The sequence below is a fragment of the Nonomuraea terrae genome (genome assembly GCF_004348995.1).
GTDB lineage: Bacteria > Actinomycetota > Actinomycetes > Streptosporangiales > Streptosporangiaceae > Nonomuraea > Nonomuraea terrae.
In genome coordinates this window covers 81,707-105,456 of the sequence record NZ_SMKQ01000006.1, presented here as the reverse complement: position 1 = coordinate 105,456, position 23,750 = coordinate 81,707, and the positions used below count along the sequence as shown (strand labels likewise).

Sequence of the window (23,750 nt, the reverse complement as noted above, 5' to 3'; positions counted from 1 at the left end):
GAGGAAAGGCGTCAGGAGTCGCGGTCCTCGCGGATCACTTCACCGTGCACCACGCGCCCGCCCTGCGGCGCGCCCGCGTCCGGGGAGCCCGCGGAGGGCGGGAAGCCCGCGGACGGCGGGAACATCCCGGCGTACGGGGAGGCGGCCGCCATGCGCTTGACGCGGCGCTGGAAGAACCACGCGCCCAGGCGGCGCATCGCCGGCCGGGTGAACGGCAGCACGCACAGGAACCCGAAGATGTCGGTGAAGAAGCCCGGCGTCAGCAGCAGCGCGCCGCCCACGAGCACGAGCCCTCCGTCGGCCAGCTCGCGGTCGGGCATGCGCCCGGTCTGCAGCGCGCTCTGAAGGGCGCGCCAGGCCCTGCGGCCCTCGCGCCGCACGATCCAGGCGCCCAGGAGGCTGTCGGCGATGAGCAGGGCGACGGTGAGCGGCCCGCCGATCACCGAGCCGATCTGGATGAGCAGCCAGACCTCCAGGACGGGGACGACCAGGAAGGCCAGGAAGAGCAGCAGCCGCATCATTTCCTCGTTTCCGCACGCGCGTGTCATGGACAACAACGCGCGGACGCCCCGATGCGTTCCGGCGGCGAGGCCGTCGGTCAGTGGCGGTTGGCGCCTTTGATACGCCCGGGCAGGCCCGTGACGCCCCACAGGCCGATCCGCCACAACGCCTCGGACATGACCTTGCCGCTCATCTTGCTCTTGCCGACCGTCCGCTCCACGAACGTGATCGGCACCTCCACCACCCGCAGCCCGTGACGGGACGTCCGCAGCGTGAGGTCGACCTGGAAACAGTAGCCCTGCGACTCGACCCCGGCCAGGCCGACCTTCTCCAGGGTGGCGGCGCGGTAGGCGCGGAAGCCGGCGGTCGCGTCGCGCACCGGCAGGCCGAGCATGACGCGGGTGTAGATGTTGGCGCCCTTGGACAGCAGCTCGCGCCGCTGCGGCCAGTTGACGACCCGGCCGCCGGGCACGTAGCGGGAGCCGATCGCCAGGTCGGCGCCCTCGGCCACCGCCTGCAGCAGCTTGGGCAGCTCCTCGGGCTGGTGGGAGCCGTCGGCGTCCATCTCCACCAGCACGTCGAAGCCCTCGCCGAGGCCCCAGCGGAAGCCGGCGATGTAGGCGGCGCCGAGCCCCTGCTTTCCGGGCCGGTGCAGGACGTGCACCTGGTCGTCGTCGCCGGCGAGCCGGTCGGCCACCTCGCCGGTGCCGTCGGGGCTGTTGTCGTCGGCGATCAGCACGTGGGCGCCGGGCACCGCGGCCCGCACCCGCTCGACGATCGCCGGCAGATTGTCACGCTCGTTGTAGGTGGGCACGACGACGAGCACCCGGCCGAGAGTCTCCATCATCCGTCGTTCCTCATATCCGGTCGCCTCGCCGCCTGCCACGCCACACGGCGGCTCCCACCGCCGCCGCTCCCATCACCATCAATGCCCATTCGGGAAGGGCGCCCACCTTCGTGGCGATCGTTTCCTTCGTGCGCACCGGAACCGTCACCACGTTCATGTCCGCGACCAGCTCCTCGGTCTGCCAGGAGACCTTACCGTCAGGCGTGACGTACGCCGAGATCCCCGTCGTGGCGGCGGTCACCACGGCCCGGTTGTGCTCGACGGCGCGCAGTTTCGACATGGCCAGCTGCTGGGACGGCAGGTTGGACAGCGCGTAGCTGGCGTTGTTGGTCTGCACCACCAGCGGGGTGCCGCCGGCCCGCACGGTGCCGCGCACGGTGTCGTCGTAGGCGACCTCGTAGCAGTTGACCGCGCCGATCGTGACCGGGCCCAGCTTCAGGTCGCCCGGCCGGTTCCCCGGCACCGACTGCCGGCCCACCAGGTTGGCCCGCTCCGACAGCGCCAGCACGATGTCCTTGAACGGGGTGTACTCCCCGAACGGCACGAGGTGCTGCTTGTCGTAGTAGGCGCCCGGCCCGGTCACCGGGTCCCACACCAGGCTGCGGGTGGCGCGGTTCTCCTCGCCGATCGCCACGACGGCGCCGACGAGCGTGGGCACGCCGACGTCGCTCACGGAGTCCTGGATGATGGCTCGGGCGACCGGGTCGCGGTAGGGGTCGATGTCGGTGGAGTTCTCCGGCAGCACGACCAGGTCGGGCTTGGGCAGCTTGCCCTCGCGTACGGCCTGGGCCAGGCGCTTGGTCTCGTTGGCGTGGTTCTTCAGCACGACGGCCGGCTCGTCGCCGAGCGCGTACATGCCGCGGCCGGGGACGTTGCCCTGCACGATGCCGATGTTGACGCTGCGGCCCTCGTCGCCGTATGCGGGGATGGCGAGCCCCAGCACGGGCACGGCCAGGGCGAGCGCCAGCGGCACGGCCCTGCGCACCGCCCGGCCCCGGGACAGGACGGCCATGGCCAGCAGCGCGCCGCTCAGGGCGACGGCGAACGACACCAGCGGCACGCCGCCGAGCGCGGCGTACGGGGTGAACATCGACTCGCCCTGGCTGAAGGCCGCCCGCGCCCACGGGAAGCCGCCGATCGGCACGAGACTCCTGGCCCACTCCATGGCGACCCACAGGCAGCCGTACCACAGCGGCCAGGCCCGCAGCCGGAACACGAGCGCGGCCAGGGGCGCCATGGCGGCGTAGAAGACGCTCTCGATGCCGACCAGCATGAACCAGACGTCGTCGCCGATCGAGCGCACCCACGCGAGGGTGGGGAAGAGGAAGACGGCGGCGGCCAGGTAGCCGAGCCAGGCGGCCCGCTTCGGGCGGGTGCCGTACAGGCAGGCCGCGATGAGGCCGATGCCGAGCGGGGCGCACGGCCACCAGTCGAGCGGCGGGAAGGCCGTGAAGAGCGCCAGCCCTCCGGCGACGGCCGCCGCGATCCTGCCGGGCAGCACCCACCGCGACTCCCGCTCCCCCGCACCGGCCGAAGTACCGCCCTGACCGGTGTCGCGGGACACGGGAGACGGCGTGTCGTCCTGGGCGCCGGCCGGGGGTGCGGGAGTGTCGCCCGCCGGGTCCGGCCCGGCCGCGGGGGGAAGGCTCGTGCTGTCCTGAACCACTCCGGGGTCTCCTCGCCACTTCGCAACGCCTGCTTGCGAAAACGCTACCGCCCCGCGGCGGCGCTCAGGTCGGCGCCCGCGCCGGATGATCGGACGGGAATCGGGCGGGAACAGGCGGCAGGGTGATCCCGCTGCTGACGGGACCACCCGGCGCACAGGCGGGTCCTGCGCACGAGAACGGGAAGAGGGCCCGGAAACCCTTCGGACCGGACCCGTCTCGTCGGCGGCGAGCGCGGAATTCCGTTGTCTACTGGGCTCCCGGGCCCGTCCCGGGTCCAACCCCCCGCCCGGTTGGGGTGCCCCGACTCGACGGACCGACGGCCCTGCACCTGGCTGTGTGGACGAAGTCACGCTCCGTCACGGACGCAGGATCCGGCGATGTCAGAGACGGCCAACCGGCCAAGTCCCGTGCTGGACTGCGCAGCAAACTACCGACTCCACCTCAGATGTCAACCGTGTCCCGATCAGCAGAAACATCAAGTTTTCGCAGGTAGGACATGTTCGGCCGGTGGCTTTAAACCCGGTCAAACCCCATTTGCGGACAGCGTCGAACGGCTTGGCAAGTCCCGCAGAGCGTCCGACAGCGGCTCCTCGTGGACCACCCCGAGCCGCTGTGTCGCGCGCGTGAGGGCGACGTACAGGTCGCTCGGTCCGCGCGGCGACTGGGCGGCGATGAGGCCGGGCTCGGCCACGACCACCGAGTCGAACTCCAGACCCTTGGCGTCGGCCACGCCGAGGACGGCGACCGGCGCGTCGAGGGCCTCCGCTCCCCCGGCCCGGCCCGCGCCCGGTCGTACGACCACGGCGCCGGGCACCGCGCCGGCGACCTGCTCGCCCAGGTCGGGCAGCAGCGCGTCGGGCACCACGACGGCGACCTTGCCGCCCTCGCCGACCTCGGCCTTGACGATCTCGGGCAGCGCCGCCAGCGGCGCCGACCAGGGCCGCGCGCCGGACTCGCGCACCGACGTGGGCGCTTCCAGCGCGGGGTCGACGGTGGCCAGGACGCGGGCGGCCACCTCCATGAGCTCGACCGGCGTGCGGTAGTTGACCGTCAGCCGCTCCTGCCTCCAGCGCCCGGCGACGTACGGGTCGAGGACCTCGCCCCACGAGCGGGCCCCGGCCGCCGAGCCGGTCTGCGCGATGTCGCCGACGATCGTCATCGACCGGGTGGGGCAGCGCCGCATGACCGCCCGCCACGCCATGGGCGACAACTCCTGGGCCTCGTCCACGATCACGTGCCCGTACGCCCAGGTGCGGTCGGCGGCGGCGCGCTCGGCGGTCGTCAGGCGGGGGCCCTCGCCGCGCTGGCGCTCGGCCAGCCGTTCGGCCTCCATGACGTCGGACAGCCCGGTCAGCTCCAGGACCTCGCGGGCGTAGGCGAGCTCGGCCTCACGCTCATGCTCCTCGGCCTGCCGGGCGGCGGCCAGCTCCTCCTCGGCCTGGAGCGCGGTGGCGCGCAGCACCTGCTCGTCGATCTCGCCGAGCAGATCGGCGGCCTCGTCGAGCAGCGGCACGTCCGAGTCGGTCCACGGGCCGCCGTCGCGGCGCAGCAGGGCGCGTTCGGCGGGGGTCAGTGCGGCGGCCGCGTGGTCGAGGCGCTCCTGGGAGCCGTACAGACCGAGCAGGAGACGCTGGGGCGTCAGGTACGGCCACAGCCGGTTGAGCGCCGCCTTGACGACCGGCTCGGTACGCAGGTCCTCGCGCAGGTCGGCGAGGTCGTCCTCGTCGAGCAGCCCCTTGCCTATCTTGCGGGCCTGCTGCCTGGCCAGGGCGTTCAGCAGCGAGCGCACGAACACGGCGCGGGCCTGGTTGTGCGGCCGGCGCGACCGGGTGGCCTTGCTCTTCGCGGCGTCCAGCATGGCGCGGTCGATGGTGAGCGTGACGCGGCCGAGGGGCAGCTCGATCGGCTTGCGCGGCACCCGCTGCCGGTCGCGGACGGCCTTGGCGATCACGCCGGTCATCCGCAGGTCGCCCTTGAGCGCGGCCACCTCGGGGCGTTCGCGGGCGGTGGCCGTCACGCCCGGGTAGAGCTCGCCGACGGTGGACAGCAGCACGTCGGTCTCGCCGAGCGAGGGCAGCACCTGCTCGATGTAGCGCAGGAACGTGAGGTTGGGGCCGAGGATGAGCACGCCGCGGCGCTCCAGCCGCTCCCGGTGGGTGTAGAGCAGGTACGCCGCCCGGTGCAGGGCCACGACGGTCTTGCCGGTGCCGGGGCCGCCCTGCACCACGAGCACGCCGTTCAGGTCGCTGCGGATGACGCGGTCCTGCTCGGCCTGGATGGTGGCGACGATGTCGCGCATGCGGCCGGTGCGGCGCTCGTCGAGCGCGGCCAGCAGCGCGGCCTCGCCGTTGAGCGTGGCGCGGTCGTCGTCGGTGAGTGAGTCGAGGTCGAGCAGGTCGTCGTCGACGCCCACGACGCTGCGGCCCTTGGTCTGCAGGTGCCGGCGCCTGGTCACGCCCATCGGAGCGGCCGGCGTGGCTCGGTAGAAGGGCTGCGCCACCGGCGCCCGCCAGTCGATGAGCAGGCGCTGCTGGTCGTCGTCGGTGAGGCCGAGCTTGCCGATGTAGAGGCGGCCCTCGTCGGCGTGGTCGAGCCTGCCGAAGACCAGGCCGCGCTCGACCGCCCACAGCCGGGCGAGGCGGGTGGCGTACATCTCGGCGAACGTGTCGCGCTCCGACCTGTTCTGCATCGTGCCGACGGCGCCGGTGGCCAGCACCTCCTTGAGCTGACTCTGGGTGCGCTCGCGCAACGTGTCGAGCCGCTCATAGAGGCGGGTGACATACTCCTGCTCTCGGGCGAGCTCGGTTTGACGAGCCGCCACCTGACCATTAATGTGGTTAATGGGACACTCCGGGCCATTCTGCTTGTTGTTACGACAAACGATGACATTAGCATGCCCGTCGCGGCACTCCCATCACTTTCCCCTTTCCGGACGAGCGCTCGCACCCCTTGACCGGCCCGCACGGATCTTTTTATGGTCGTCTCCCGTATGAGGAAAGTTTCCTCATACTGACCCGACAGAGAGACGCCGTGACCGTACCGGTTCCGGGGACCCCCAGTCTGCTACGCGCCATCAATGATCGCGCCGCCCTGCGGGCCCTGCTCGAACGCGGCCCCCTGACCCGTCCCGAGATCGGCGCACTCACGGGGCTGTCCAAGCCGACGGCGTCCCAGCTGCTGCTCCGGCTGCGGTCGGCCGGGCTGGTGGTGCTCGACGGCGTGCGGGAGGGCCTGCCTGGCCGTACGGCGGAGGTCTACCGGATCAACCCGGCGGCGGCCTACGCCGGCGCGCTCGACGTCACCCCCGGCCGCATCGAGGCCCGGGTGGCCGACATCACCGGCACGGTCGTCGGCGAGCACACGCTGCCCACCCCGCATCCGCCACGGGGCACGCTGGTCGACCGGCTCGCCGCGGCCCTGCGCGGCGCCCGCCCGCCGGACCGCCTGCGCCGCGTCGTGATCGGCGTGCAGGCCGCGATCGACCCCTCTACCGGCGCCCTGGGTACGCCGCCGCCGAGGACGTGCCCGGCTGGCAGATCCCCGGCCTGGTTCCGGCGCTGAGCGCGGGGCTCGGCGTCCCGGTGGACGTGGAGAACGACGTCAACCTCGCCGCCGTGGCCGAGCGGGCGCACGGCGCCGCCCGCGGCCGGGCGGACTTCGTGCTGCTCTGGGCCGACCAGGGCATCGGCTCGGCGATCGTGCTGGGCGGGCGGATGCACCGGGGCGCGACCGGCGGCGCGGGCGAGGTCGGCTACATGCCCGCCCCTGGCGCGCCGACGGCCCGCGAGACCGGCCGTTACGGCCGCCATGGCCTGCAGGCGCTGACCGGCGGGGCCGCGGTGCTGGCGGTGCTGCGCTCGTACGGCGTGCCGGGCGCGGACTTCCGCCAGGCCGTCGCCAACGCCGCACGGGAGGCCGAGGGCAGGTCGCTGGCGGGGTTGCGGGACGTGGCCGCCCGGCTGGCCGTGGGGCTGGCCGCGATCACCTCGGTCGTCGATCCCGCGCTGATCGTGCTGACCGGCGGCGTCCCGCTGGCGGGCGGGGAGCTGCTGCGCCGGCTGGTCGAGGAGGAGCTGCACGCGCTCACCATCCCGCGGCCGCCGGTCCGGCTGTCCGCCGTCGGCGGCAATCCCGTCCTCGCCGGGGCCCTCAGTGTCGCACTGGACGCCGTGCGGGAGGAGGTGTTCGGCTCGCCGGTCCCCGCGTGAGGAGTCCTAGGCACGCAGACCACGCCCAGGCCACGACCAGGGCGACGGCCGTCCAGGAGGAACGCCGCGCCGGTCAGCGTCGGCGCACCCCGCCACGGCCGCTGGGGTCGCCGTTCCACAGGACGTGGGACAGCACGGCCGCGAGGAGCAGGTAGCCGAGCACGACCCCCTCATCCGGCGTCCTGGTCTACAAGGTCGACTCGGCCGCGTGGACCGGCTCCGGGCCCTTACGGGTCGTGCACGCCGGACCTGATCACCCTCGGGGCCCGGTCAGGCGATGCCGTCCTGCCGGGCCTCCGGCTCGCCGGCCTCCTCGGAGGGGGCCAGCTCAGGGGCGCGGTGCTCGTACGGGGTGCTCAGCACGACGGTCGTGCGGGTCGAGACGTTGGCGGAGGCCCTGATCTGCTGCAGCAGGTCCTCCAGCGCCACCGGCGAGGCCACGCGCACCTTGAGGATGTAGCTCTCGTCGCCGGCCACGCTGTGGCAGGCCTCGATCGCCGACAGGTGCGCCAGCCGTTCCGGGGCGTCGTCGGGCGCCGCGGGGTCGATCGGCTTGATGGACACGAACGCGGTCAGTGGCAGCCCCACCGCGTCGTGGTCGATGATCGCGGCGTAGCCGCGGACGACTCCGCGCTTCTCCAGGCGGCGTACGCGCTGGTGGACGGCCGACACCGACAGCCCGGTCTCCCTGGCCAGGTCGGTGAAGCTCATGCGGCCGTCGCGGGCCAGCAGCGTGACGATCCGGCGGTCGATCTCCTCCATCGGTCAAAGGTAGCCGGTCATGGTCATGACATGGTCCCGACCGGGGCGACGCCCCTGCGCATCGCGTGCTCCATCAGCGTGATGAGCACCTCTCTGCCGGAGTCGCGGCGGCGGGCGTCGCAGCGCACGACAGGGATGCCGGGCTCCAGGCCGAGCGCCGAGCGCACCTGCCCGACCGTGAACGGGTCGCTGCCCTCGAAGCAGTTGAGCGCCACGATGAACGGCTGGTCACGCTTCTCGAAGTAGTCGACCGACGGGAAGCAGTCTTCCAGGCGGCGGGTGTCGGCCAGCACGACGGCGCCGAGCGCGCCCAGCGCCAGCTCGTCCCAGACGAACCAGAAGCGCTCCTGGCCCGGGGTGCCGAACAGGTACAGCATGTAGTCGTTGCGCAGCGTGATGCGGCCGAAGTCCATGGCCACGGTGGTGGCGAGCTTCCGCTCGACTCCGGACAGGTCGTCGACCTGGGCGCCGGCCTGGGTCAGAGCCTCCTCCGTGCGCAGGGGACGGGTCTCGGAGACCGCGCCCACCATGGTGGTCTTGCCGGCGCCGAACCCTCCCGCGATCAAGACTTTGATGGCGGTCGGCAGCCGCCAACGGTCATGACGACCGAATTCCATTCAGCACCGCCCGTACATTTCCGCGCATGTACAACCCCACCCCTGAGGTGCCGTGGTCAGTGGTACGTGTCAAGGCGCGTCGAGATCCACTTGCCTGGCACCGAGACACCCTAGCAACGCCACATTTCCCACTCAAGCCGCATTTCTTTACAAGAATGAAATGTCCCTATTTGTCGGTTTAAGCGTGGCAGTTGAACGTACCAAGAAGTTAAAAGTCAAGAGAGCCTGTCAAGCTAGGACCACCGCAAACCGGAAATTCCGGTGAACCCGGCACTGAACCCCATCTGCCGCTGCAAGTAGGCGGCCGTCCGAGGGCTGTGCTCGCGGATCTGCCCGACGAGGGCGTCCGCCTCGCGGGCCAGCCGCTCCATCTCCGCGGTCACCTCGCCGCGGCTCACGCCCAGCGCCAGCACGTTCAGGTCGCCCCAGCTGACGTCCCTGCGATAGGAGGCCACGTCGCCGAGCAGGAGCAGGTAGCGCTGCACGTGGCCGCTGACGGCGCGCAGCTCGTCCAGGTGGGCCCTGGCCCAGTCGTCGGCGGTGTAGATCCAGTGCGAGACGTCCACGAAGCACGATCCCCGGCTGTCCGCGTTCTCCAGGAAGCGGTCCAGCGTCGGCAGGGCGCCCGTGTCGCGCCACACCCACGCCCTGGCCATGCCCGCCAGCGTCCGGGCGAGCTGGTCGCGCCAGAGCCCCCGCAGGTCGTGGAAGGCCTTGACGGTGGCCAGCTCGTCGCGCAGGTCGGCGAGGAAACGGGTGATCGCCGAGCGCGGCACCGCCCCGTCCGCGACCGACAGGCACTCGCGGGTCAGCCGGTTGACCTGCTCCCGGGTGGTGGCCGTGTGGTCGACCAGCCGGTCGAGGGCGGCGACCCACAGGGCGGTCCGGTTGAGGATCTTCAGGCGGTCGGCGGCGGCCCAGGGGGCGCTGAAAGCGGAGGCCAGCGTGAGGGCGGTGAAGAAGTCGCTGCGGAAGGCCGCCACGGGGAACAGCCCGCCGTACATCTGGGCGCAGCGCCGCAGGTCCCTGCCGCACTCGGCGGCCAGCGCGCACGTCCGCCCGAGCGCGTACGCCTCGCCCAGCTCGTCGTCCGGCATCTAGGGCCGCTCGATCTGCTCGCGGATCATGGGCGAACGACCCCCCATAAACGGATATACACCTGTGGCGGGAATTGTTTCATGATCACGTACTATCGATCAAGGTATCAGCAGCGTGACTGATCAGTCCGTTTCGCTCCCCGTGACCGACAGCTCCGCGCCGAGGCGGCCCCAGACGGCCGTGGCGTCGTCGTGCGGCTTGCCCTGCACCGGCCCCCTGGCCGTCTCCAGCTCGCGCACGGAGCCGATCACGGCCGCCGGCCCCCGCTCCGCCAGCAGCGCCAGGACGGACGCCCAGCTCCACCCGTACCACTCGACCAGCCGGGACACCCCGTCGGTGAAGACTCCGGCACCGCGCAGCGCGCCGGCGTCCACCTCGCCGGTGACCGCCTCGCGGGCGGCCTCCGGGCGGGCCGCCGCCACCCAGAACCCGCCGGGCGCGTTGCGCATCCGGCGTACCAGCTCCACGCTGTACGGCCGCCCGCCCGGCAGCCGTTCCAGCCGGTCGTCGGCCACCACCCGCAGCCCGCCGTCCGCGAACGCCAGCACCACCGGCGAGTCGCCCAGCACGAGGTACTCCACCCGCCCGGAACGTACGCGCACCATGGCCACGGTCGCGGACGGCGAGTCGGGGTTGCCCAGGTCGCAGGTGCCGGCGTGGGCCCGCGCCGTGCGTTCGATGGCCGCCTCCAGGATCGCCGCCGGCGACCCGCCGTCACCGACCGACAGCGCGGCCGCCAGCTCGCCCCCGAGCCGCCCCACGAGCCACGCGACGTCGTGGACGCACCCGGACTCGACCCCGCCGGCCGCCGTGGCCCCGTCGAGCACGACGATCCAGGACGGCCCGGCTACCACCAGGTCCTCGTTGGGCCGCCCGGACCCGGGCCGGGTGGCGTACGTGATCTCCGCGAACATGACAGCGACTCTGCCACGGCGCCTAGGGTGGCGGCGTGACAGCCCTCCAGCGCGCCCTCACCGACCCGCCCCTGCGCCCGCTCCCGCCCGAGGCGGCCGGACTGCTGCGCGACCTGGACGCCCCGCCCCGCCTGGCGGCCCACCTGCGCGCCGTCCACGACGCCGCCTGCGAGATCCTCACCTGGCTGACGGCCCGCCATCCGGAGGCCGCCGTGGACGGCGACGCCGTGCGCTACGGCGCCGCCACCCACGACATCGGCAAGTGCCTGCACCCGGGCGAGCTGACCCGCCCCGGCTCGGCGCACGAACGCGCCGGCCACCGCCTCCTGCTGGCCCGGGGCGTCCCGGAACGGCTGGCCCGCTTCGCCCGCACCCACGCCGCGTGGACCGAGCCGGACGCGACGTTCGAGGACCACCTGGTCAGTCTGGCCGACAAGGTGTGGAAGGCGAAGCGCGAGCCCGGCCTGGAGCGGCTGGTCGTCGACCGGCTGGCCGGCCGTGAAGCCGGCCCTGAAGCCGGCCCTGAAGCCGGCCCTGAAGCCGGCGCTGCCCCGGCCTGGCAGGTGTTCATGGAGTTGGACGACCTGCTCACCGGCATCGCCGGCCGCGCCGACGCCCGGCTCGCCTTCCAGAACGGCTATCCCGTCAGATGACCACCAGCTCGCGCGTGGTGTTGTTGAGGCGCTCGACGCCGTCCTCGGTGCACACGACGATGTCCTCGATGCGGGCGCCGTGCCGGCCGGCCAGGTAGATGCCCGGCTCCACCGAGAACGCGAACCCGGCCTCCAGCGGCTCGCCGTTGCCCGCCACGATGTACGGGTCCTCGTGCCCCTCGATGCCGATGCCGTGGCCGGTGCGGTGGATGAAGTACTCGCCGTACCCGGCCTCGGCGATGACGTCGCGCGCGGCGGCGTCGATCGACTCGCAGGACACCCCCGGCCGCACGGCCGCGCAGGAGGCCTCCTGGGCACGGTGCAGCACCTCGTAGTACGCGGTGAACTCCGCGGGCGGCTCGCCCACGCTGTAGGTGCGCGTGGAGTCGGAGCAGTAGCCGTTGGGCAGGTGGCCGCCGATGTCGACCACGACCGGCTCACCGGCCTGGATGACGCGGTCGGAGACGTCGTGGTGCGGGCTCGCGCCGTTGGGCCCGGAGGCGACGATCACGAAGTCGGCGGCGGCGTGCCCGGAGGCCAGGATCGCCTCGGCGATGTCGCGGGCCACCTCCCGCTCGGTGCGCCCGGCCCGCAGGAACTCCGGCACCCGCCGGTGCACGGAGTCGATCGCCTCCCCCGCCTCGCGCAACGCGGCCACCTCGGCGGGCGACTTGCGCATGCGCAGCTCGCGCAGCACGCTGCCGGCCAGCACCTGCTCGGCGCCCGGCAGGGCGTCGCGGAAGCGCAGCGACGCCATCGCCCACATGCGGTCGGCCAGGCCGACCTTGGCCGCCCTGCCCAGCCGCGCCGCGGCGATCGCGTACGGGTCGTCGGTCTCGTCCCACGCCACGAACTCCAGCCCCAGACGGGAGGCCGGCGAGGCCTGCGCGGCGGGCAGCTCCAGCCGGGGCACCATCATGTACGCCTCGCCGGAGGCGGGCACCACGAGGCACGTCAGCCGCTCCAGCTGCTTGGCGTCGTAACCGCTGACGTAGCGAAGGTCGGGACCGGGCGTCAGCAGCAGGGCGTCGAGGCCGGCCTTGGCGGTGGCCTCCTGCACGGCGGCCAGACGGGACACGGGATACAGGTCTGAGGACGTCACAGGCTCAATCTACTCGTAATCGCGCCGCCTAAAATCCGCGAAAAGGACTCACAACACGGCCGCCCATCACCACGCTCCGCACATCATCGACCACGTATTGTGGGGCCAATTGTCCAGTTCCACTGCGCTTTGAGAGTGAGACATGGTCGACGTCATTGGCGCGGCGGGGCTGCTCGGGGCCGAGACCGACGCCGAGATGCTCGCCGTACGGCTGGCGCACGCCCAACGGCTCGGCAACATGGGCTGGGCGGAGTGGCACCTGCACACCGGCGAGACCACCTGGTCGGAGCAGGTGTACGCCATCTTCGGTCGCGACCCGGGCCAGGGCCCGATCGCCTTGCCCGACCTGGCCGAGCACGTCGAGCCCGGCGACGCGGCCACGCTCGACCGGCTGCTCTGGTCGGTGCTGCAGGGAGAGGAGCAGGTGCAGGCGGAGTTCCGCATCCGGCGCCGCCCCGGAGACCTGCGCGACCTACGGGTGGTGCTGGAGCCGCTGGCCGGCCCGGGGGGCCCGGTCGGCATGCACGGCGTCATCCAGGACATCACCGGCCGCCGCCGCGCCGAGCGCATGGTCTCGGAGTCGCGCCGCCAGCTTCTGGAGGCCCGCGAGCAGGCGGCCGAGGAACGCCACGTCATGCTCGCCCTGCGCGAGGCCATCCTGCCCGCGCCCGCCGGCTGCCTCGACCTGCCGAACACCGGCATCGCGGTGCGCTACGTGCCCGCGGAGAAGACCGCGAACCTCGGCGGCGACTGGTTCGAGGCCGCCCAGGCCGCCGACGGCCGCCTGCTGCTGGCCATCGGCGACGTCTCCGGCCACGGCCTGCCCGCGATCGCCCGCATGGCCCAGCTGCGCCACGCCCTGGTGGGCCTGGCCATGACCGGGCAGGCCGCCAACCGACTGCTCGACTGGCTGAACGAGCTCGTCCTGCACCAGCTCACCGACACCACCGCCACGGCCGTCATCGGCCACCTCGACCCGGAGACCCGGGTGTTCGCCTGGGCCCAGGCCGGCAACCTGGCGCCCATCCTGGTGCGCGACGGCGCGGCCGCCCATCTCGGCCAGCCGCGCGGCGTGCTGCTCGGCGCCGTCTCCGGGCGGCCGTACGAGCTGGCCACGACGCGGTTGCTGCCCGGCGACGTGCTGCTGATGTTCACCGACGGGCTGGTCGAGCGGCGCACCCGCGACATCGAGGCCGGTCTCGCGCTGGCTCTGGCCGCCGCCCGCCGGATCCGGGGCGAGGACCTCGACGGCGGGCTCGACCGCCTGCTCGCCGACATCGGCGGCCCCAACCCGGAAGACGACGCGTGCCTGCTCGGGGTGGGCATACTGGGCTAGTGCTGATGCTTCTGGACACCCCGTCCCTCTACTTCCGCGCCTTCTACGGAGTCCCGGAGTCGATCAAGGCTCCGGACGGCTCCCCCGTCAACGCGGTACGCGGCCTCATCGACATGATCGCCACCCTCGTGCGCACCCACTCCCCCACCGAGCTCGTGGCCACCATGGACGCCGACTGGCGGCCGGCGTTCCGGGTCGCGGCGATCCCGACGTACAAGGCGCACCGGGTGGCCGAGGGCGACGCCGAGGAGGTGCCCGACGCGCTCGTGCCGCAGATCGCGGTGATCCAGGAGGTGCTCGACGCCGTCGGCATCGCCCGCCTGGAGTCGCCCGGCTACGAGGCCGACGACGTGATCGGCACGCTCACCCACCAGGCCTCCGGCGCGGTCGACATCGTCACCGGCGACCGCGACCTGTTCCAGCTCGTCGACGACTCGCGGCCGGTGCGCGTGCTCTACACCGCGCGCGGCATCCGCAACCTGCAGATCGTCGACGAGGCGTTCGTCACCGCCAAGTACGGCATCCCCGGCCGTTCGTACGCCGACTTCGCCACGCTGCGCGGCGACCCCAGCGACGGCCTGCCCGGCGTGCCCGGCGTCGGCGACAAGACGGCCGCCGCCCTGATCACCCGCTTCGGCACGCTGGAGGCGCTGCTCGACGCCCTCGACGCGGGCTCGGCCGACGGCTTCCCGGCCGGCGGCCGCACCCGCCTGGCCGCCGCCCGCGACTACCTGCGGGCCGCCCCCGCCGTCGTCGCGGTGGCCCGCGACGCGCCGCTGCCCGCCGCCGACCTGACGCTGCCGGCCAAGCCGCGCGACCCGGAGGCGCTCGTCCGCCTGGCCGACCGTCACGGTCTCGACAGCCCGCTCAACCGCCTGCTCGACGCCCTGGGCGGCTGAGACTCAGCCCGCCAGGAACGCGCGCACGGCCTGCTGCGCGGCCTCGGTGAGGCGGGCGTGCACGAGCGCGTTCTCCTCGCGGTCCGTACGCACCTCCACCACCCGCGGCCCCTCGCCGCGCAGCGCCTTGGGCAGCTCGCTGACGTCGCCCACCAGCGTGTACGGCGTGCCCGTCGCCGCGGCGACGTATCCGAGGTCCACGCCGTGCGGCGTGCCGAAGACCCGCTCGAACGGGTCGCGCACGGCCGCCTGCGGCAGCAGCGAGAAGATGCCGCCTCCGTCGTTGTTGACCACCACGAGGCACAGGTCGGGCCGCGGCTCGCGGGGCCCGAGCACGAGCCCGTTCTGGTCGTGCAGGAACGACAGGTCGCCCATCAGCGCGTACGACGGCCCGTTGTGGGCCAGCGCCGCCCCCATCGCGGTGGACACCAGCCCGTCGATGCCGGAGGCGCCCCGGTTGGCCATGAGCCGCAGGCCGCGCCGGGGCCGCATGGCCTGGTCGAGGTCGCGGATCGGCATCGAGGAGCCGCAGAACAGCAGCGAACCGTTCGGCAGCGCGTCCGCCAGGTCGCGGGCGATGCGCGGCTCGCTGGTGCCCGACAGGCCGAGCACCTCGTCCACCGCCCCTCTGGCCGCCCGGTCGGCCTGCCGCCAGGCGTTCAGCCAGCTGTCGTCGCCCGCGGCGACCGGGATCTCCACGGCCTGCGCCACCTGCGTGGCCGAGCGGGTCGGGTCGGGCCAGCGGTCGAGGCCGGGCGCCACCACGATGTGCTCGCCGGCCTGCCGCAGCCAGGCCAGCAGCGGCTTCGACAGCCCCGGGCGGCCCAGCGTGACGACCACGTCGGGCCGGTAGGCGCCGGCGAACTCCGGCGTGCCGAGCAGGTGGTGGTAGGTGGAGATGGCGTGGTCGCCGTAGCGCCCGCCGCCGTTCGGCTCCGACAGCACCGGCCAGCCGGCCATGCCGGCCGCCGCGACGTAGCGGCGCACGTTGGCGGCGCCGTCGCCGACCACGAGCACGCCGCGCCGGGTGGGCGGGAGGTGCAGGGCGACGGGCGGCGGCGCGACCCGGGCGCGCACCCACGGCCCGCCCGCCGCGCCTTCGAGCGGCTCGCACCAGCTCGGGTCGCCGTCGGGGACGAGCGGGTCCCTGAAGGCCAGGTTGAGGTGGACCGGTCCCGGGTCGTACGGGCCGGCGGCGCGCTGGTAGGCGCGGCAGGCCAGCGACCGCCAGTAGGCCACCTGGCCGGGCCGGTCCTCCGGCACGCCGACCTCGGCGAACCAGCGGGCCGCGGCGCCGTACAGCTTGAGCTGGTCGATCGTCTGGTTGGCGCCGGTGCCGCGCAGCTCGGGCGGGCGGTCGGCGGTCAGCACAAGCAGCGGCACGCCGGACTCGGCGGCCTCGATCACGGCCGGGTGGAAGTTGGCGGCGGCGGTGCCGGAGGAGCAGATCAGCGCGACCGGCCGCTCGGAGCGCCTGGCCAGCCCCAGCGCCAGGAACGACGCCGAGCGCTCGTCGATGCGGACGTGCAGCCGCACCCGCGACTCGGCGTGCAGCGCCATGGCCAGCGGGGCGGAGCGGGAGCCGGGCGCCAGCACCACATCGGTCAGGCCGCAGCGCACCAGCTCGTCGATCAGCACCGTGGCGAGCGCGGTGGCGGGGTTCAACGTGACGCCTCCTGCATCCGGCGAAGCCACTGGGGAGATTCGATCTCAAATGCCGACAAATGCTGAAAATTCACCGGGGGACGGCGGACCGCCAGCTCACCGTTCACCGGCACCAGCGAGTCCTCCACGACGTCGCCCGCAAGCAGGGACATCGTGCCGAGCCCGCACGCGTACGGCAACGACGGCAGCGCCGCCGCCAGCGCCACCCCTGCGGCCAGCCCCACGGACGTCTCCACGGCGCTGGAGACGACCGCGGGCAGCCCGCACGCCTCCACCACCCGCAGCGCGTCGCGCACCCCGCCGAGCGGCTGCACCTTGACCACGGCGATGTCGGCGGCCTCGGCCGCCCGCACCCGCAGCGGATCCTCCGCCCTGCGGATGGACTCGTCGGCCGCGATCGGCACGTCGCACGCCCGGCGCACCGCCGCCAGCTCCTCCAGCGTGGCGCACGGCTGCTCGGCGTATTCCAGGTCGAAGCGGTCGAGCCGCTTGAGGCGCCGCACGGCCTCGTCGACCTCCCAGGCGCCGTTGACGTCGACGCGCAGCTTGCCCGAGGGGCCCAGCGCGTCGCGTACGGCCTCCACCCGGGCCACGTCGTCGTCGAACGTCTGACCGCGCTCGGCCACCTTCACCTTGGCCGTGCCGCACCCGGAACGGCGCACGATGTCGTAGGCCTGCTCGGGGTCGACCGCGGGTACGGTCGCGTTGACCGGCACGCGGTCGCGCACCGGCTCCGGCCAGCCCTCGAAGGCCGCCTCACGGGCGCACGCCAGCCAGCGGGCGCACTCGCGCGGGCCGTACTCGGGGAACGGCGAGAACTCGCCCCACCCCGCCGGGCCGTGCAGCAGCACCCCTTCCCTGACGGTCTGCCCCCGGAACCGCGTACGCATCGGGATGCGGAAGACCACGGGAGAACGCGTCACGACCCTCCCTGCGCCTGTGTTCGAAACTGTCGCCACTAACCTTACGAGCATGTGGAGGAACCCGTCGCATCCGGACCGCCCGCTGCACGCCCTCGTGCAGCCTCCGGGCCCCGCCCTCTTCACGGCGATCCGCGAAGCGCTCGACGGCGACGGCCCGGCCGTGCTCCCGCTGTCACCCGGCCACTCCACCGGCGCGATCGCCTCGCTGCGCCCCACCCACGCCGACGGGCAGCCGCTCGACGGCGGGGCCGGCGTCCCCGATGACGTCGCGGTCGTCATCGCCACCAGCGGCAGCACCGGCGCCCCCAAGGGCGTGATGCTGTCGGCCACGGCGCTGCGGGCCTCAGCGGCGGCCTCGCTGCGCCGCGTCGAGGCCTCGAAGGGCGATCGCTGGCTGTGCTGCCTGCCCGTCGCCCACGTCTCCGGCCTCCAGATCCTCGTCCGGGCCCTGCTGTCAGGGAGCGAGCCGATCATCCACTCCGGCTTCGACCCGCACGCGGTGCTGTCCTCGGGCGCCGACCACGTCTCGCTCGTGCCGACCCAGCTCCACCGGCTGGTCGAGCTCGGAGCCGACCTGTCGGTGTTCAGGACGATCCTGCTCGGCGGCGCCACGCCCCGTGCGGGGCTGCTCGATCAGGCCCGCGACCTCGGCGCACGGATCGTCACGACGTACGGGATGAGCGAGACGTGCGGCGGCTGCGTGTACGACGGCCTGCCCCTTTACGGCGTAGATCTCAAAATCGGCGACGACGGCCTGATCAGGATCTCCGGGGCGGTGCTGTTCTCCGGCTACCGCTTCGCCGACCCGCCCATGCCGCTGGACGGCGGCTGGTTCGTCACCTCCGACCTGGGCGAGCTCCACGGCGGCCGGCTGCGCGTGCTGGGCCGGGCCGACGACGTCATCAACACCGGCGGCGAGAAGGTCGTGGCCGGCGCCGTGACCGCCGTCCTCGCCACCCACCCCGAGGTGGCCGACGTGGCCGTGATCGGCACGCCCGACCCCGAATGGGGCGAGGCGGTCACCGCCGTCGTGGTCCCCGTCAGCCCCGACACGCCCCCCACGCTTTCGCAATTGCGGGCATATTGCCGCGATAGGCTTCCCCCGCATGCGGCGCCCCGCGGCCTGCGGCTGGTTCCCCAGCTGCCCCTGCTGCCCAACGGCAAAACCGACCTGATGCGCCTGAGGGCAGGAACCTGACGAGTTGCGGCTGCGTCATAGAGGGAGAAGGAGGGAGCCTTTTATGGACGAGACCCGCAAGATGTGGGCATCCGCGGCCATCGTCGGCGTGATCGTCGTCGGGGGAGCCTCAGTCGCGGCGGCCGCTTCGGCGGGCAAGCTCGACCAGGTGGCAAGGGAGACCCGGGCCGTGGTGGAGAAGGCCCCGCAGGGCTCGACGACCCCGTCCGCAGGGCCGTCGGAGGACGACATCGTCGTCTCGACGGAGGTCAACCCCAACCCCGGCGAGGTCCTCGAACACTGGACCGACGAGCGCATGGAGCACGCCGAGCCCATGCCGATGCCGGTGATCACCTTGGACGAGGAGCAGCTCGCGGAATAACTCCGGGCCGCGCACGGTTGGCACAGTGGGCGTTCTGTCCCTTTTTTACCCTGCAACGTGCGCACGGGAACAAATGACGGCGATTGGCGTTATTGCTACTGGTGCGCCGTGCGAGCAACGAAGCCGCCCCACCACAACAAGCCTGATCGCTTCGACTCCGTACGGAGGAGGTGTCCTCATGCCCAGAACCGCCGTGGCGACCCCACCAGTAACTCTCGACCAGCTCCTTGAACGAGGGCGAGCCCAGGGTCACCTTTCTCTGGCGGAGCTGCGTGACGCGTTCGCGAAGACAGGCATCAGCCCCTCTGAAGGCCGCACCATCCTGCGGGAACTGTCAGAGGCCGGCGTGAGCCTGGCCGCCGAGAACGAGGCGTCCCCCAGCACTGCCCCCAGGAAGACCAGCCAGAAGAACACGGCGACGACCAAGAAGACCTCGCGCTCGAAGACTACCGGCCGCAAGGCCGCGGAGGCAAAACCCGCCGACGCCGCCAAGGGCGTCACCCCATCGGAGCCCAAGCCCGAGCACCTGGAGGACGTCCCCGACGACGTGGCGCTCACCGAGGACGTCGACAACGAGCAGATGGACCTCGACGACACCCAGTCCGTCATGGGCGACTCGGTGCACACCTACCTGAAGTCCATCGGCCGCCGCACGCTGCTCACCGCGGCTCAGGAGGTCGAGCTGGCCCGCCGGATCGAGGCAGGCCTGTACGCCGAGTACAAGCTGGAGACCCAGCCCGACCTGCCGGAGTCCCTCAAGGGCGACCTGTACATGGTCGTGGAGGACGGCAAGGAGGCCAAGGACCACATGCTGGAGGCCAACCTCCGCCTGGTGGTCTCGGTGGCCAAGAAGTACACCGACCGCGGCATGTCCCTGCTGGACGTCGTCCAGGAAGGCAACCTGGGGCTGATCAGGGCGGTGGAGAAGTTCGACTACACCAAGGGCTTCAAGTTCTCCACGTACGCCATGTGGTGGATCAGGCAGGCCATCCAGCGCGGCTTCGCCGACTCGGCGCGGACGATCCGGCTGCCCGTGCACGTGCTGGAGATGCTGTCGAAGCTGTCGCGGATCGAGCGTGACATGCACCAGCGCCTGGGCCGTGAGCCCACGCCCGAGGAGCTGGCCGTCGAGCTCGACAAGACCCCCGACCAGATCGAGGAGCTGCTGCGCACGAGCCGCCAGCCGATCTCGCTGAACGCCACGATCGGCGAGGACGGCGAGACCACGATCGGCGACCTCATCGAGGACGTCGACTCGCCCGAGGCGTCGGAGATCGTCGACCGCCAGCTGCTGGGCGACCAGCTGCGGGGCGTGCTCGACAACCTCTCGCCGCGCGAGTCGAAGATCATGGCCCTGCGCTTCGGCCTGGTGGACGGCAAGCCGCACACCCTCGACGAGATCGGCAAGCACCTGGGCCTGACCCGGGAGCGGATCCGCCAGCTGGAGAAGGAGTCGCTCTCCAAGCTGCGCCACCCGAGCAACACGCGCCCGCTGCTCGACTGGGCCAGCTGAGACACCGAAGAGCCCCGGCCTCCCCGGCCGGGGCTCTTTCACGTCCTGGGACGCTAGCGGGTGGCGGGGACCGGGCGCGGGATCCTCGGGATGCCCCACATCCGGTTCTCCTCGCGCAGCGTGCGCAGCCGCTCGACCTCGGAGGTCCACATGGCCCCGGCCGGCGTGGCCTTGGCCTTGCGGCGCGCGATGCGGTCGTCGTAGGACTTCACGCCGAACGTGGCCCGCTGGCCCGCCTCCGCCGCCCGCAGCGCCTCGGTCAGCGCCTTGTCGAAGGCGATGCCGGCGGCCATCAGCTCGAGGTCGTCGGCCCCGGCCGCACGCAGCTCACGCAGCGTCGCCTCGGCCTCGCGGGCCTTGTCGAGCAGCTCGGGGAACCCCTTGGAGATCTCCTGGTCCGCGTGGTAGCGGACCTCTGCCTCCCGGCTCACCCGCGGACGGAAAAACGCCATCGAACCGGCCCCTTCACGCTGTACGTTCACTCGTTCACCGGCAAGGGTACGCCGTCGCGCGACACGGGCGGAAATCGCCCCGGAGCGACCGCCTTTACATAGTAAGATGATCACCATGCCCGCCAAACGACCGTCCGTCCCCCTCTCCCGCGAGCGCATCATCGAGGCCGCGCTCCACATCGCCGACAGCCAGGGCCTGCGCCGGCTCACCATGCGCCGCCTGGGCGACGCCCTGGAGGTGGAGGCCATGGCGATCTACCACCACCTCCCCCGGGGCAAGGAGGCGCTGATGGACGCCCTGGCCGAGCACGTCACGGCCGTCCACGTCGAGCCGGGCCCCACCTGGCAGGAGACGGCCAAGGCGTGGTGCAGGGCGGGCCGTGAGCTGCTGCGCGAGCATCCGGGCGTGCTCGCGCTGGCGCTGACCAAACCGCCCAAGGGCGCCACCGCCGTGGCCGTCAGGGAGCAGACCGAGCAACTGGCCGAGGCTGGCCTGGACAACGCCGCCGAGGCCGTACGCGCGCTGCGGGCGTTCGTGTTCGGCAGCGTGGCCGTCGAGGTGCAGCAGTCCGGCTGGGCCGACCCCGAGGTCGACCAGTGGGTCAGGCGGGACGAAAGAGCCGATATGGACTTCGAGCGCGGACTCGACGCTTTGCTCAAGGGATTGCAAACGTGATGCGCGTGTCGCGCTTGGCCCGTTATCCTGCATAAGGCACGCTGTGTCAAAGGTCACACGTTCCGGGGATCCTCCTGTAACAGTCAAAAGGGGCTATGTCCGAACGCGTGGCACGCGTCGCACACTTGCCAGGAACAACCCGAGCCAGGCTCCCACCCCAGGTCACCGGGAGCACCCACGAGATATCCGGAGGCACGATGATGTGCCCGCACGACCCACCCTGTCCGGACGCCGAGGCACCGGACCGCGAGGCGGCACGCACCCTCGCCTGCCACCCCGAGCAGGGGTGGAGCCTTCTCTGCAACGGCGTCGTCCTGTTCGAGGACACCGGTGAGCTGCTGCCCAGCGGCATCGTCATCGCGCCGCACCGGCCCGTGGCCGGCGCGGTCTGATCCACCCGGAGGCGATCCCGGCTACGCGTAGCGGGTGATCCACTCCGCCACGATCTCACCCACCCGGGCGGGGTCACGCTTCAGGTCGTGCCCCTCCCCCGGCAGCACCACCAGGCGCGCGGCGTCCTCGGCGTCCGGCACGCCGAACGGGTCACGGTCCCCGTTGACGACCAGCACGTCCACTCCGGCGCCACGCAGCTCGCCGGCCCGGGAGCGATCCGGCTTCCCCGGCGGGTGCAGCGGGAAGGCCAGCGCCACGACCGCCACCGCGCCGACCGCCTTCGCCGTACGGCAGGCGACCCGCGCCCCGTTGCTCCGCCCGCCCTGCACGACGGGCAAACCGGGCAGGCGCGTACGCAACTCGTCCAGGACGGCCTCCCACGCCTCGTCCTGCCGCGCCGGCGAGCCGGGCGCCCGCGCACCCGCCACCCGGAACGCCTGGGTCACCCTGGCCACACTGGCGCCCACGGCGAGCGCGGCGTCGCGGACGGCCAGCAGGTCGGGAGCGTCGACGCCGCCGGCCGACCCGTGGGTCAGCACCAGCAGCAGCCGCGGCCGCGCGGCCTCGTCGATCTCGACCAGCGCCGGCCCCCGCGGCGTCATCACCTGCATGCCAGCACCGTACCTGGGGAGGATGCCAAGTTGGCTCTCAGGTCTGATGACGGCGAGGCTCCCAGGCTGGATGATGCACTCATGCCAGACACACGCCCGCTACGGGACGAGCTGCAAGCCACTCTCGACGCGCGCCGCGACCTCGGCCCCGACTACGAGCCCGCGCTCATCGACTCATTCGTCGACCGCATCGACGCGACGATCACCGCCCGCGTACGCGCGGAGCTCGACCACCACGGGGGCGCCCCGCGCAGGAAGCCGCCGGCCTCGCAGCTGATCCCGCTCGCGCTGGGCTCGATGGGCCTCGGCATCCCGCTGACGGCCATCGGGGCGGCGCAGGCAGGGGGGGTCGGCCTGTTCATCGTGTGGCTGGCGATCGTGGTCATCAACGTGGCCGCCGCGGTGGCGATCATCCGCCGCACCTGAGACCGGTCAGGCGTCGCGCTGGTAACGCAGCCGCACCTCCGCGGCCAGCGTCTCGTCCTCGTGCTCCAGCCCGTACGTCCAGACCCGGTCGGCGTCGTCGGCGCGCCCGCGCAGCGGAAGCGTGCGCGCCAGCAGCTCGATCGCCAGGGCGCCCGTGCGCGGGTCGGCGCCGTCCTCCAGGCTCTCGGCGAACTCGGCGCAGGCCAGCTCCAGATGCGCGATACCGAGCTGGACGCGCAGCCCCGGCATCTCGTCCGCGGGCGCGAACTCCAGGGCGTCCAGCAGCACCTCGGCGGCCGCCCCCGGCTCGCCGTGCTCCATCATCAGGTCGGCGAGCTGCTGCGCCGCGTGAGCGCCGACCCCCTCGTCACCTGCCTCCATGCTCGTCTCCATGGCGGCGCGGAACTCCCGCTCGGCCTCCTCCAGGTTCTGCGCCCGCACGGCCAGCCGGGCCAGCGCGAGGTGGGCCAGCGGCACGTACGCGGCCGTGCCGACGCCCAGCACGGCCTGCCAGGCGGCCCTGGCCTGGTCGTCGCGCCCCTCGCGTTCGAAGCCCTGGGCGAGGTGGCAGGCGGCCTGGGCGGCGAACTCGGGATGCCCGGTGGCCAGCGCGGTGCGGGCGGCGGCCCTGGCGGCCTCGACCTCGCCGCGTTGCTCCAGCACCACGGCCAGCCCGACGGCGGCCTGCGCCCGGTCGGGCTCCTCGTGGTCGGCGGCGAGCTCGGACAGGATGGCGGCGGCGCCCTCGAGGTCTCCGCGTTCGGCGAGCAGGCGGGCGGTGTCGAGGGGCGAGGTCTGCAGCTCTGATGACGTCAAGGAGGCTCCTCGGGGCGACGGTCGCCCCGAGCCTAACGATTTCCGGCGATCATGTCTGCCCACTTGCCGCCGAAGGACTGGCCGGATCGGTCGCCCCGGCCGGTCCTTCGGC

General features: G+C 72.7%; 25 protein-coding genes. 11 read left to right on the top strand and 14 right to left on the bottom strand.

Going from position 1 to position 23,750, the window contains the following annotated elements:
* Positions 1-11: 11 nt before the first annotated feature.
* From E1286_RS04225 to E1286_RS04210, 4 genes are all read right to left on the bottom strand, one after another.
* Positions 12-518: an FxsA family protein gene (locus E1286_RS04225; protein WP_132608944.1), complete on the bottom strand. Its 507-nt coding sequence runs from the start codon at positions 516-518 to the stop codon at positions 12-14.
* An 80-nt stretch (positions 519-598) separates the two neighbouring features.
* Complete coding sequence (locus E1286_RS04220; protein WP_132608943.1) at positions 599-1,348, bottom strand: polyprenol monophosphomannose synthase; 750 nt, start codon at positions 1,346-1,348, stop codon at positions 599-601.
* A 10-nt stretch (positions 1,349-1,358) separates the two neighbouring features.
* Complete coding sequence (lnt, locus tag E1286_RS04215) at positions 1,359-3,014, bottom strand: apolipoprotein N-acyltransferase (protein ID WP_246074428.1); 1,656 nt, start codon at positions 3,012-3,014, stop codon at positions 1,359-1,361.
* A gap of 524 nt (positions 3,015-3,538) precedes the next feature.
* Positions 3,539-5,704 (bottom strand): HelD family protein, encoded by a 2,166-nt coding sequence (locus tag E1286_RS04210; protein WP_246074434.1) that lies wholly within the window; start codon positions 5,702-5,704, stop codon positions 3,539-3,541.
* Positions 5,705-6,045: 341 nt separating this feature from the next.
* On the opposite strand from E1286_RS04210, the gene E1286_RS49845 reads away from it, so the two are divergent.
* Both E1286_RS49845 and E1286_RS49840 read left to right on the top strand, forming a co-directional pair.
* Positions 6,046-6,576: an ROK family transcriptional regulator gene (locus E1286_RS49845; protein ID WP_246074425.1), complete on the top strand. Its 531-nt coding sequence runs from the start codon at positions 6,046-6,048 to the stop codon at positions 6,574-6,576.
* On the top strand, positions 6,537-7,223 hold the full coding sequence (locus E1286_RS49840) for an ROK family protein (protein WP_246074423.1): 687 nt from the start codon (positions 6,537-6,539) through the stop codon (positions 7,221-7,223). Before E1286_RS49845 ends, E1286_RS49840 begins: the two co-directional genes overlap by 40 nt.
* Before the next feature lie 270 nt (positions 7,224-7,493).
* Here the strand turns inward: E1286_RS49840 and E1286_RS04200 are convergent, their stop codons facing one another.
* From E1286_RS04200 to E1286_RS04185, 4 genes are all read right to left on the bottom strand, one after another.
* Positions 7,494-7,985 carry an Lrp/AsnC family transcriptional regulator gene (locus E1286_RS04200; RefSeq protein ID WP_132608941.1) on the bottom strand — a complete coding sequence of 164 codons (492 nt, stop codon included), beginning with the start codon at positions 7,983-7,985 and terminating at the stop codon, positions 7,494-7,496.
* 23 nt (positions 7,986-8,008) lie between these two features.
* Complete coding sequence (locus E1286_RS04195) at positions 8,009-8,602, bottom strand: GTP-binding protein (protein ID WP_132608940.1); 594 nt, start codon at positions 8,600-8,602, stop codon at positions 8,009-8,011.
* Between the two features lie 233 nt (positions 8,603-8,835).
* Entirely contained in the window at positions 8,836-9,699 is an 864-nt protein-coding gene (locus E1286_RS04190) for a terpene synthase family protein (RefSeq protein ID WP_132608939.1), read from the bottom strand.
* 123 nt (positions 9,700-9,822) lie between these two features.
* Entirely contained in the window at positions 9,823-10,614 is a 792-nt protein-coding gene (locus E1286_RS04185; RefSeq protein ID WP_132608938.1) for a protein phosphatase 2C domain-containing protein, read from the bottom strand.
* Between the two features lie 35 nt (positions 10,615-10,649).
* On the opposite strand from E1286_RS04185, the gene E1286_RS04180 reads away from it, so the two are divergent.
* A complete protein-coding gene (locus E1286_RS04180; RefSeq protein WP_132608937.1) occupies positions 10,650-11,267 on the top strand; it encodes an HD domain-containing protein in 618 nt (205 codons plus the stop codon).
* On the opposite strand, the gene E1286_RS04175 is transcribed toward E1286_RS04180, so the two are convergent.
* Positions 11,260-12,369 (bottom strand): M24 family metallopeptidase, encoded by a 1,110-nt coding sequence (locus tag E1286_RS04175; RefSeq protein ID WP_246074421.1) that lies wholly within the window; start codon positions 12,367-12,369, stop codon positions 11,260-11,262. The genes E1286_RS04180 and E1286_RS04175 overlap by 8 nt on opposite strands.
* Before the next feature lie 142 nt (positions 12,370-12,511).
* Here E1286_RS04175 and E1286_RS04170 point away from each other — a divergent pair, with 142 nt between their 5' ends.
* Positions 12,512-13,705 (top strand): PP2C family protein-serine/threonine phosphatase, encoded by a 1,194-nt coding sequence (locus E1286_RS04170; RefSeq protein ID WP_132608936.1) that lies wholly within the window; start codon positions 12,512-12,514, stop codon positions 13,703-13,705.
* Positions 13,706-13,710: 5 nt separating this feature from the next.
* Positions 13,711-14,604, top strand: coding sequence for a 5'-3' exonuclease (locus E1286_RS04165; RefSeq protein ID WP_132608964.1), 894 nt, complete (start codon positions 13,711-13,713; stop codon positions 14,602-14,604).
* A 3-nt stretch (positions 14,605-14,607) separates the two neighbouring features.
* Here the strand turns inward: E1286_RS04165 and menD are convergent, their stop codons facing one another.
* The gene (gene menD / locus E1286_RS04160; protein WP_132608935.1) at positions 14,608-16,269 is read right to left on the bottom strand and encodes a 2-succinyl-5-enolpyruvyl-6-hydroxy-3-cyclohexene-1-carboxylic-acid synthase; all 1,662 of its coding nucleotides are present in this window, start codon (positions 16,267-16,269) and stop codon (positions 14,608-14,610) included.
* A complete protein-coding gene (locus tag E1286_RS04155) occupies positions 16,266-17,159 on the bottom strand; it encodes an o-succinylbenzoate synthase (RefSeq protein WP_246074432.1) in 894 nt (297 codons plus the stop codon). The genes menD and E1286_RS04155 overlap by 4 nt, the downstream gene beginning before the upstream one ends.
* An 82-nt stretch (positions 17,160-17,241) precedes the next feature.
* On the opposite strand from E1286_RS04155, the gene E1286_RS04150 reads away from it, so the two are divergent.
* From E1286_RS04150 to E1286_RS04140, 3 genes are all read left to right on the top strand, one after another.
* Entirely contained in the window at positions 17,242-18,390 is a 1,149-nt protein-coding gene (locus tag E1286_RS04150) for an AMP-binding protein (protein WP_132608934.1), read from the top strand.
* Between the two features lie 43 nt (positions 18,391-18,433).
* Positions 18,434-18,751 carry a hypothetical protein gene (locus E1286_RS04145; RefSeq protein ID WP_132608933.1) on the top strand — a complete coding sequence of 106 codons (318 nt, stop codon included), beginning with the start codon at positions 18,434-18,436 and terminating at the stop codon, positions 18,749-18,751.
* Between the two features lie 178 nt (positions 18,752-18,929).
* The gene (locus E1286_RS04140; RefSeq protein ID WP_132608932.1) at positions 18,930-20,264 is read left to right on the top strand and encodes an RNA polymerase sigma factor; all 1,335 of its coding nucleotides are present in this window, start codon (positions 18,930-18,932) and stop codon (positions 20,262-20,264) included.
* Positions 20,265-20,317: 53 nt separating this feature from the next.
* Here the strand turns inward: E1286_RS04140 and E1286_RS04135 are convergent, their stop codons facing one another.
* Positions 20,318-20,716, bottom strand: coding sequence for a hypothetical protein (locus tag E1286_RS04135; RefSeq protein WP_132608931.1), 399 nt, complete (start codon positions 20,714-20,716; stop codon positions 20,318-20,320).
* A 115-nt stretch (positions 20,717-20,831) separates the two neighbouring features.
* Here E1286_RS04135 and E1286_RS04130 point away from each other — a divergent pair, with 115 nt between their 5' ends.
* Positions 20,832-21,392 (top strand): TetR/AcrR family transcriptional regulator C-terminal domain-containing protein, encoded by a 561-nt coding sequence (locus E1286_RS04130; RefSeq protein WP_165969556.1) that lies wholly within the window; start codon positions 20,832-20,834, stop codon positions 21,390-21,392.
* A 200-nt stretch (positions 21,393-21,592) separates the two neighbouring features.
* Positions 21,593-21,784 carry a DUF5999 family protein gene (locus tag E1286_RS04125; protein WP_132608962.1) on the top strand — a complete coding sequence of 64 codons (192 nt, stop codon included), beginning with the start codon at positions 21,593-21,595 and terminating at the stop codon, positions 21,782-21,784.
* Positions 21,785-21,805: 21 nt separating this feature from the next.
* On the opposite strand, the gene E1286_RS04120 is transcribed toward E1286_RS04125, so the two are convergent.
* A complete protein-coding gene (locus E1286_RS04120) occupies positions 21,806-22,396 on the bottom strand; it encodes an alpha/beta hydrolase family protein (protein WP_132608929.1) in 591 nt (196 codons plus the stop codon).
* Between the two features lie 81 nt (positions 22,397-22,477).
* On the opposite strand from E1286_RS04120, the gene E1286_RS04115 reads away from it, so the two are divergent.
* Positions 22,478-22,822 (top strand): hypothetical protein, encoded by a 345-nt coding sequence (locus E1286_RS04115; RefSeq protein ID WP_132608928.1) that lies wholly within the window; start codon positions 22,478-22,480, stop codon positions 22,820-22,822.
* 6 nt (positions 22,823-22,828) lie between these two features.
* On the opposite strand, the gene E1286_RS04110 is transcribed toward E1286_RS04115, so the two are convergent.
* On the bottom strand, positions 22,829-23,638 hold the full coding sequence (locus tag E1286_RS04110; RefSeq protein WP_132608927.1) for a tetratricopeptide repeat protein: 810 nt from the start codon (positions 23,636-23,638) through the stop codon (positions 22,829-22,831).
* Positions 23,639-23,750 lie beyond the last annotated feature (112 nt).

Excerpts from the sequence above, each read along its gene's own strand:
- E1286_RS04220 (WP_132608943.1), bottom strand. The coding sequence starts at position 1,348 with ATGATGGAGACTCTCGGCCGGGTGCTCGTCGTCGTGCCCACCTACAAC.
- E1286_RS04170 (WP_132608936.1), top strand. The coding sequence starts at position 12,512 with ATGGTCGACGTCATTGGCGCGGCGGGGCTGCTCGGGGCCGAGACCGAC.
- E1286_RS04165 (WP_132608964.1), top strand. The coding sequence starts at position 13,711 with ATGCTTCTGGACACCCCGTCCCTCTACTTCCGCGCCTTCTACGGAGTC.
- E1286_RS04135 (WP_132608931.1), bottom strand. The coding sequence starts at position 20,716 with ATGGCGTTTTTCCGTCCGCGGGTGAGCCGGGAGGCAGAGGTCCGCTAC.
- E1286_RS04140 (WP_132608932.1), top strand. The coding sequence starts at position 18,930 with ATGCCCAGAACCGCCGTGGCGACCCCACCAGTAACTCTCGACCAGCTC.
- E1286_RS04190 (WP_132608939.1), bottom strand. The coding sequence starts at position 9,699 with ATGCCGGACGACGAGCTGGGCGAGGCGTACGCGCTCGGGCGGACGTGC.
- E1286_RS04185 (WP_132608938.1), bottom strand. The coding sequence starts at position 10,614 with ATGTTCGCGGAGATCACGTACGCCACCCGGCCCGGGTCCGGGCGGCCC.
- E1286_RS04120 (WP_132608929.1), bottom strand. The coding sequence starts at position 22,396 with ATGCAGGTGATGACGCCGCGGGGGCCGGCGCTGGTCGAGATCGACGAG.
- E1286_RS04210 (WP_246074434.1), bottom strand. The coding sequence starts at position 5,704 with ATGCAGAACAGGTCGGAGCGCGACACGTTCGCCGAGATGTACGCCACC.
- E1286_RS04150 (WP_132608934.1), top strand. The coding sequence starts at position 17,242 with ATGTGGAGGAACCCGTCGCATCCGGACCGCCCGCTGCACGCCCTCGTG.
- E1286_RS04145 (WP_132608933.1), top strand. The coding sequence starts at position 18,434 with ATGGACGAGACCCGCAAGATGTGGGCATCCGCGGCCATCGTCGGCGTG.
- E1286_RS04155 (WP_246074432.1), bottom strand. The coding sequence starts at position 17,159 with ATGCGTACGCGGTTCCGGGGGCAGACCGTCAGGGAAGGGGTGCTGCTG.
- E1286_RS04115 (WP_132608928.1), top strand. The coding sequence starts at position 22,478 with ATGCCAGACACACGCCCGCTACGGGACGAGCTGCAAGCCACTCTCGAC.
- E1286_RS04125 (WP_132608962.1), top strand. The coding sequence starts at position 21,593 with ATGTGCCCGCACGACCCACCCTGTCCGGACGCCGAGGCACCGGACCGC.
- E1286_RS04195 (WP_132608940.1), bottom strand. The coding sequence starts at position 8,602 with ATGGAATTCGGTCGTCATGACCGTTGGCGGCTGCCGACCGCCATCAAA.
- E1286_RS04200 (WP_132608941.1), bottom strand. The coding sequence starts at position 7,985 with ATGGAGGAGATCGACCGCCGGATCGTCACGCTGCTGGCCCGCGACGGC.
- E1286_RS04130 (WP_165969556.1), top strand. The coding sequence starts at position 20,832 with ATGCCCGCCAAACGACCGTCCGTCCCCCTCTCCCGCGAGCGCATCATC.
- E1286_RS04225 (WP_132608944.1), bottom strand. The coding sequence starts at position 518 with ATGCGGCTGCTGCTCTTCCTGGCCTTCCTGGTCGTCCCCGTCCTGGAG.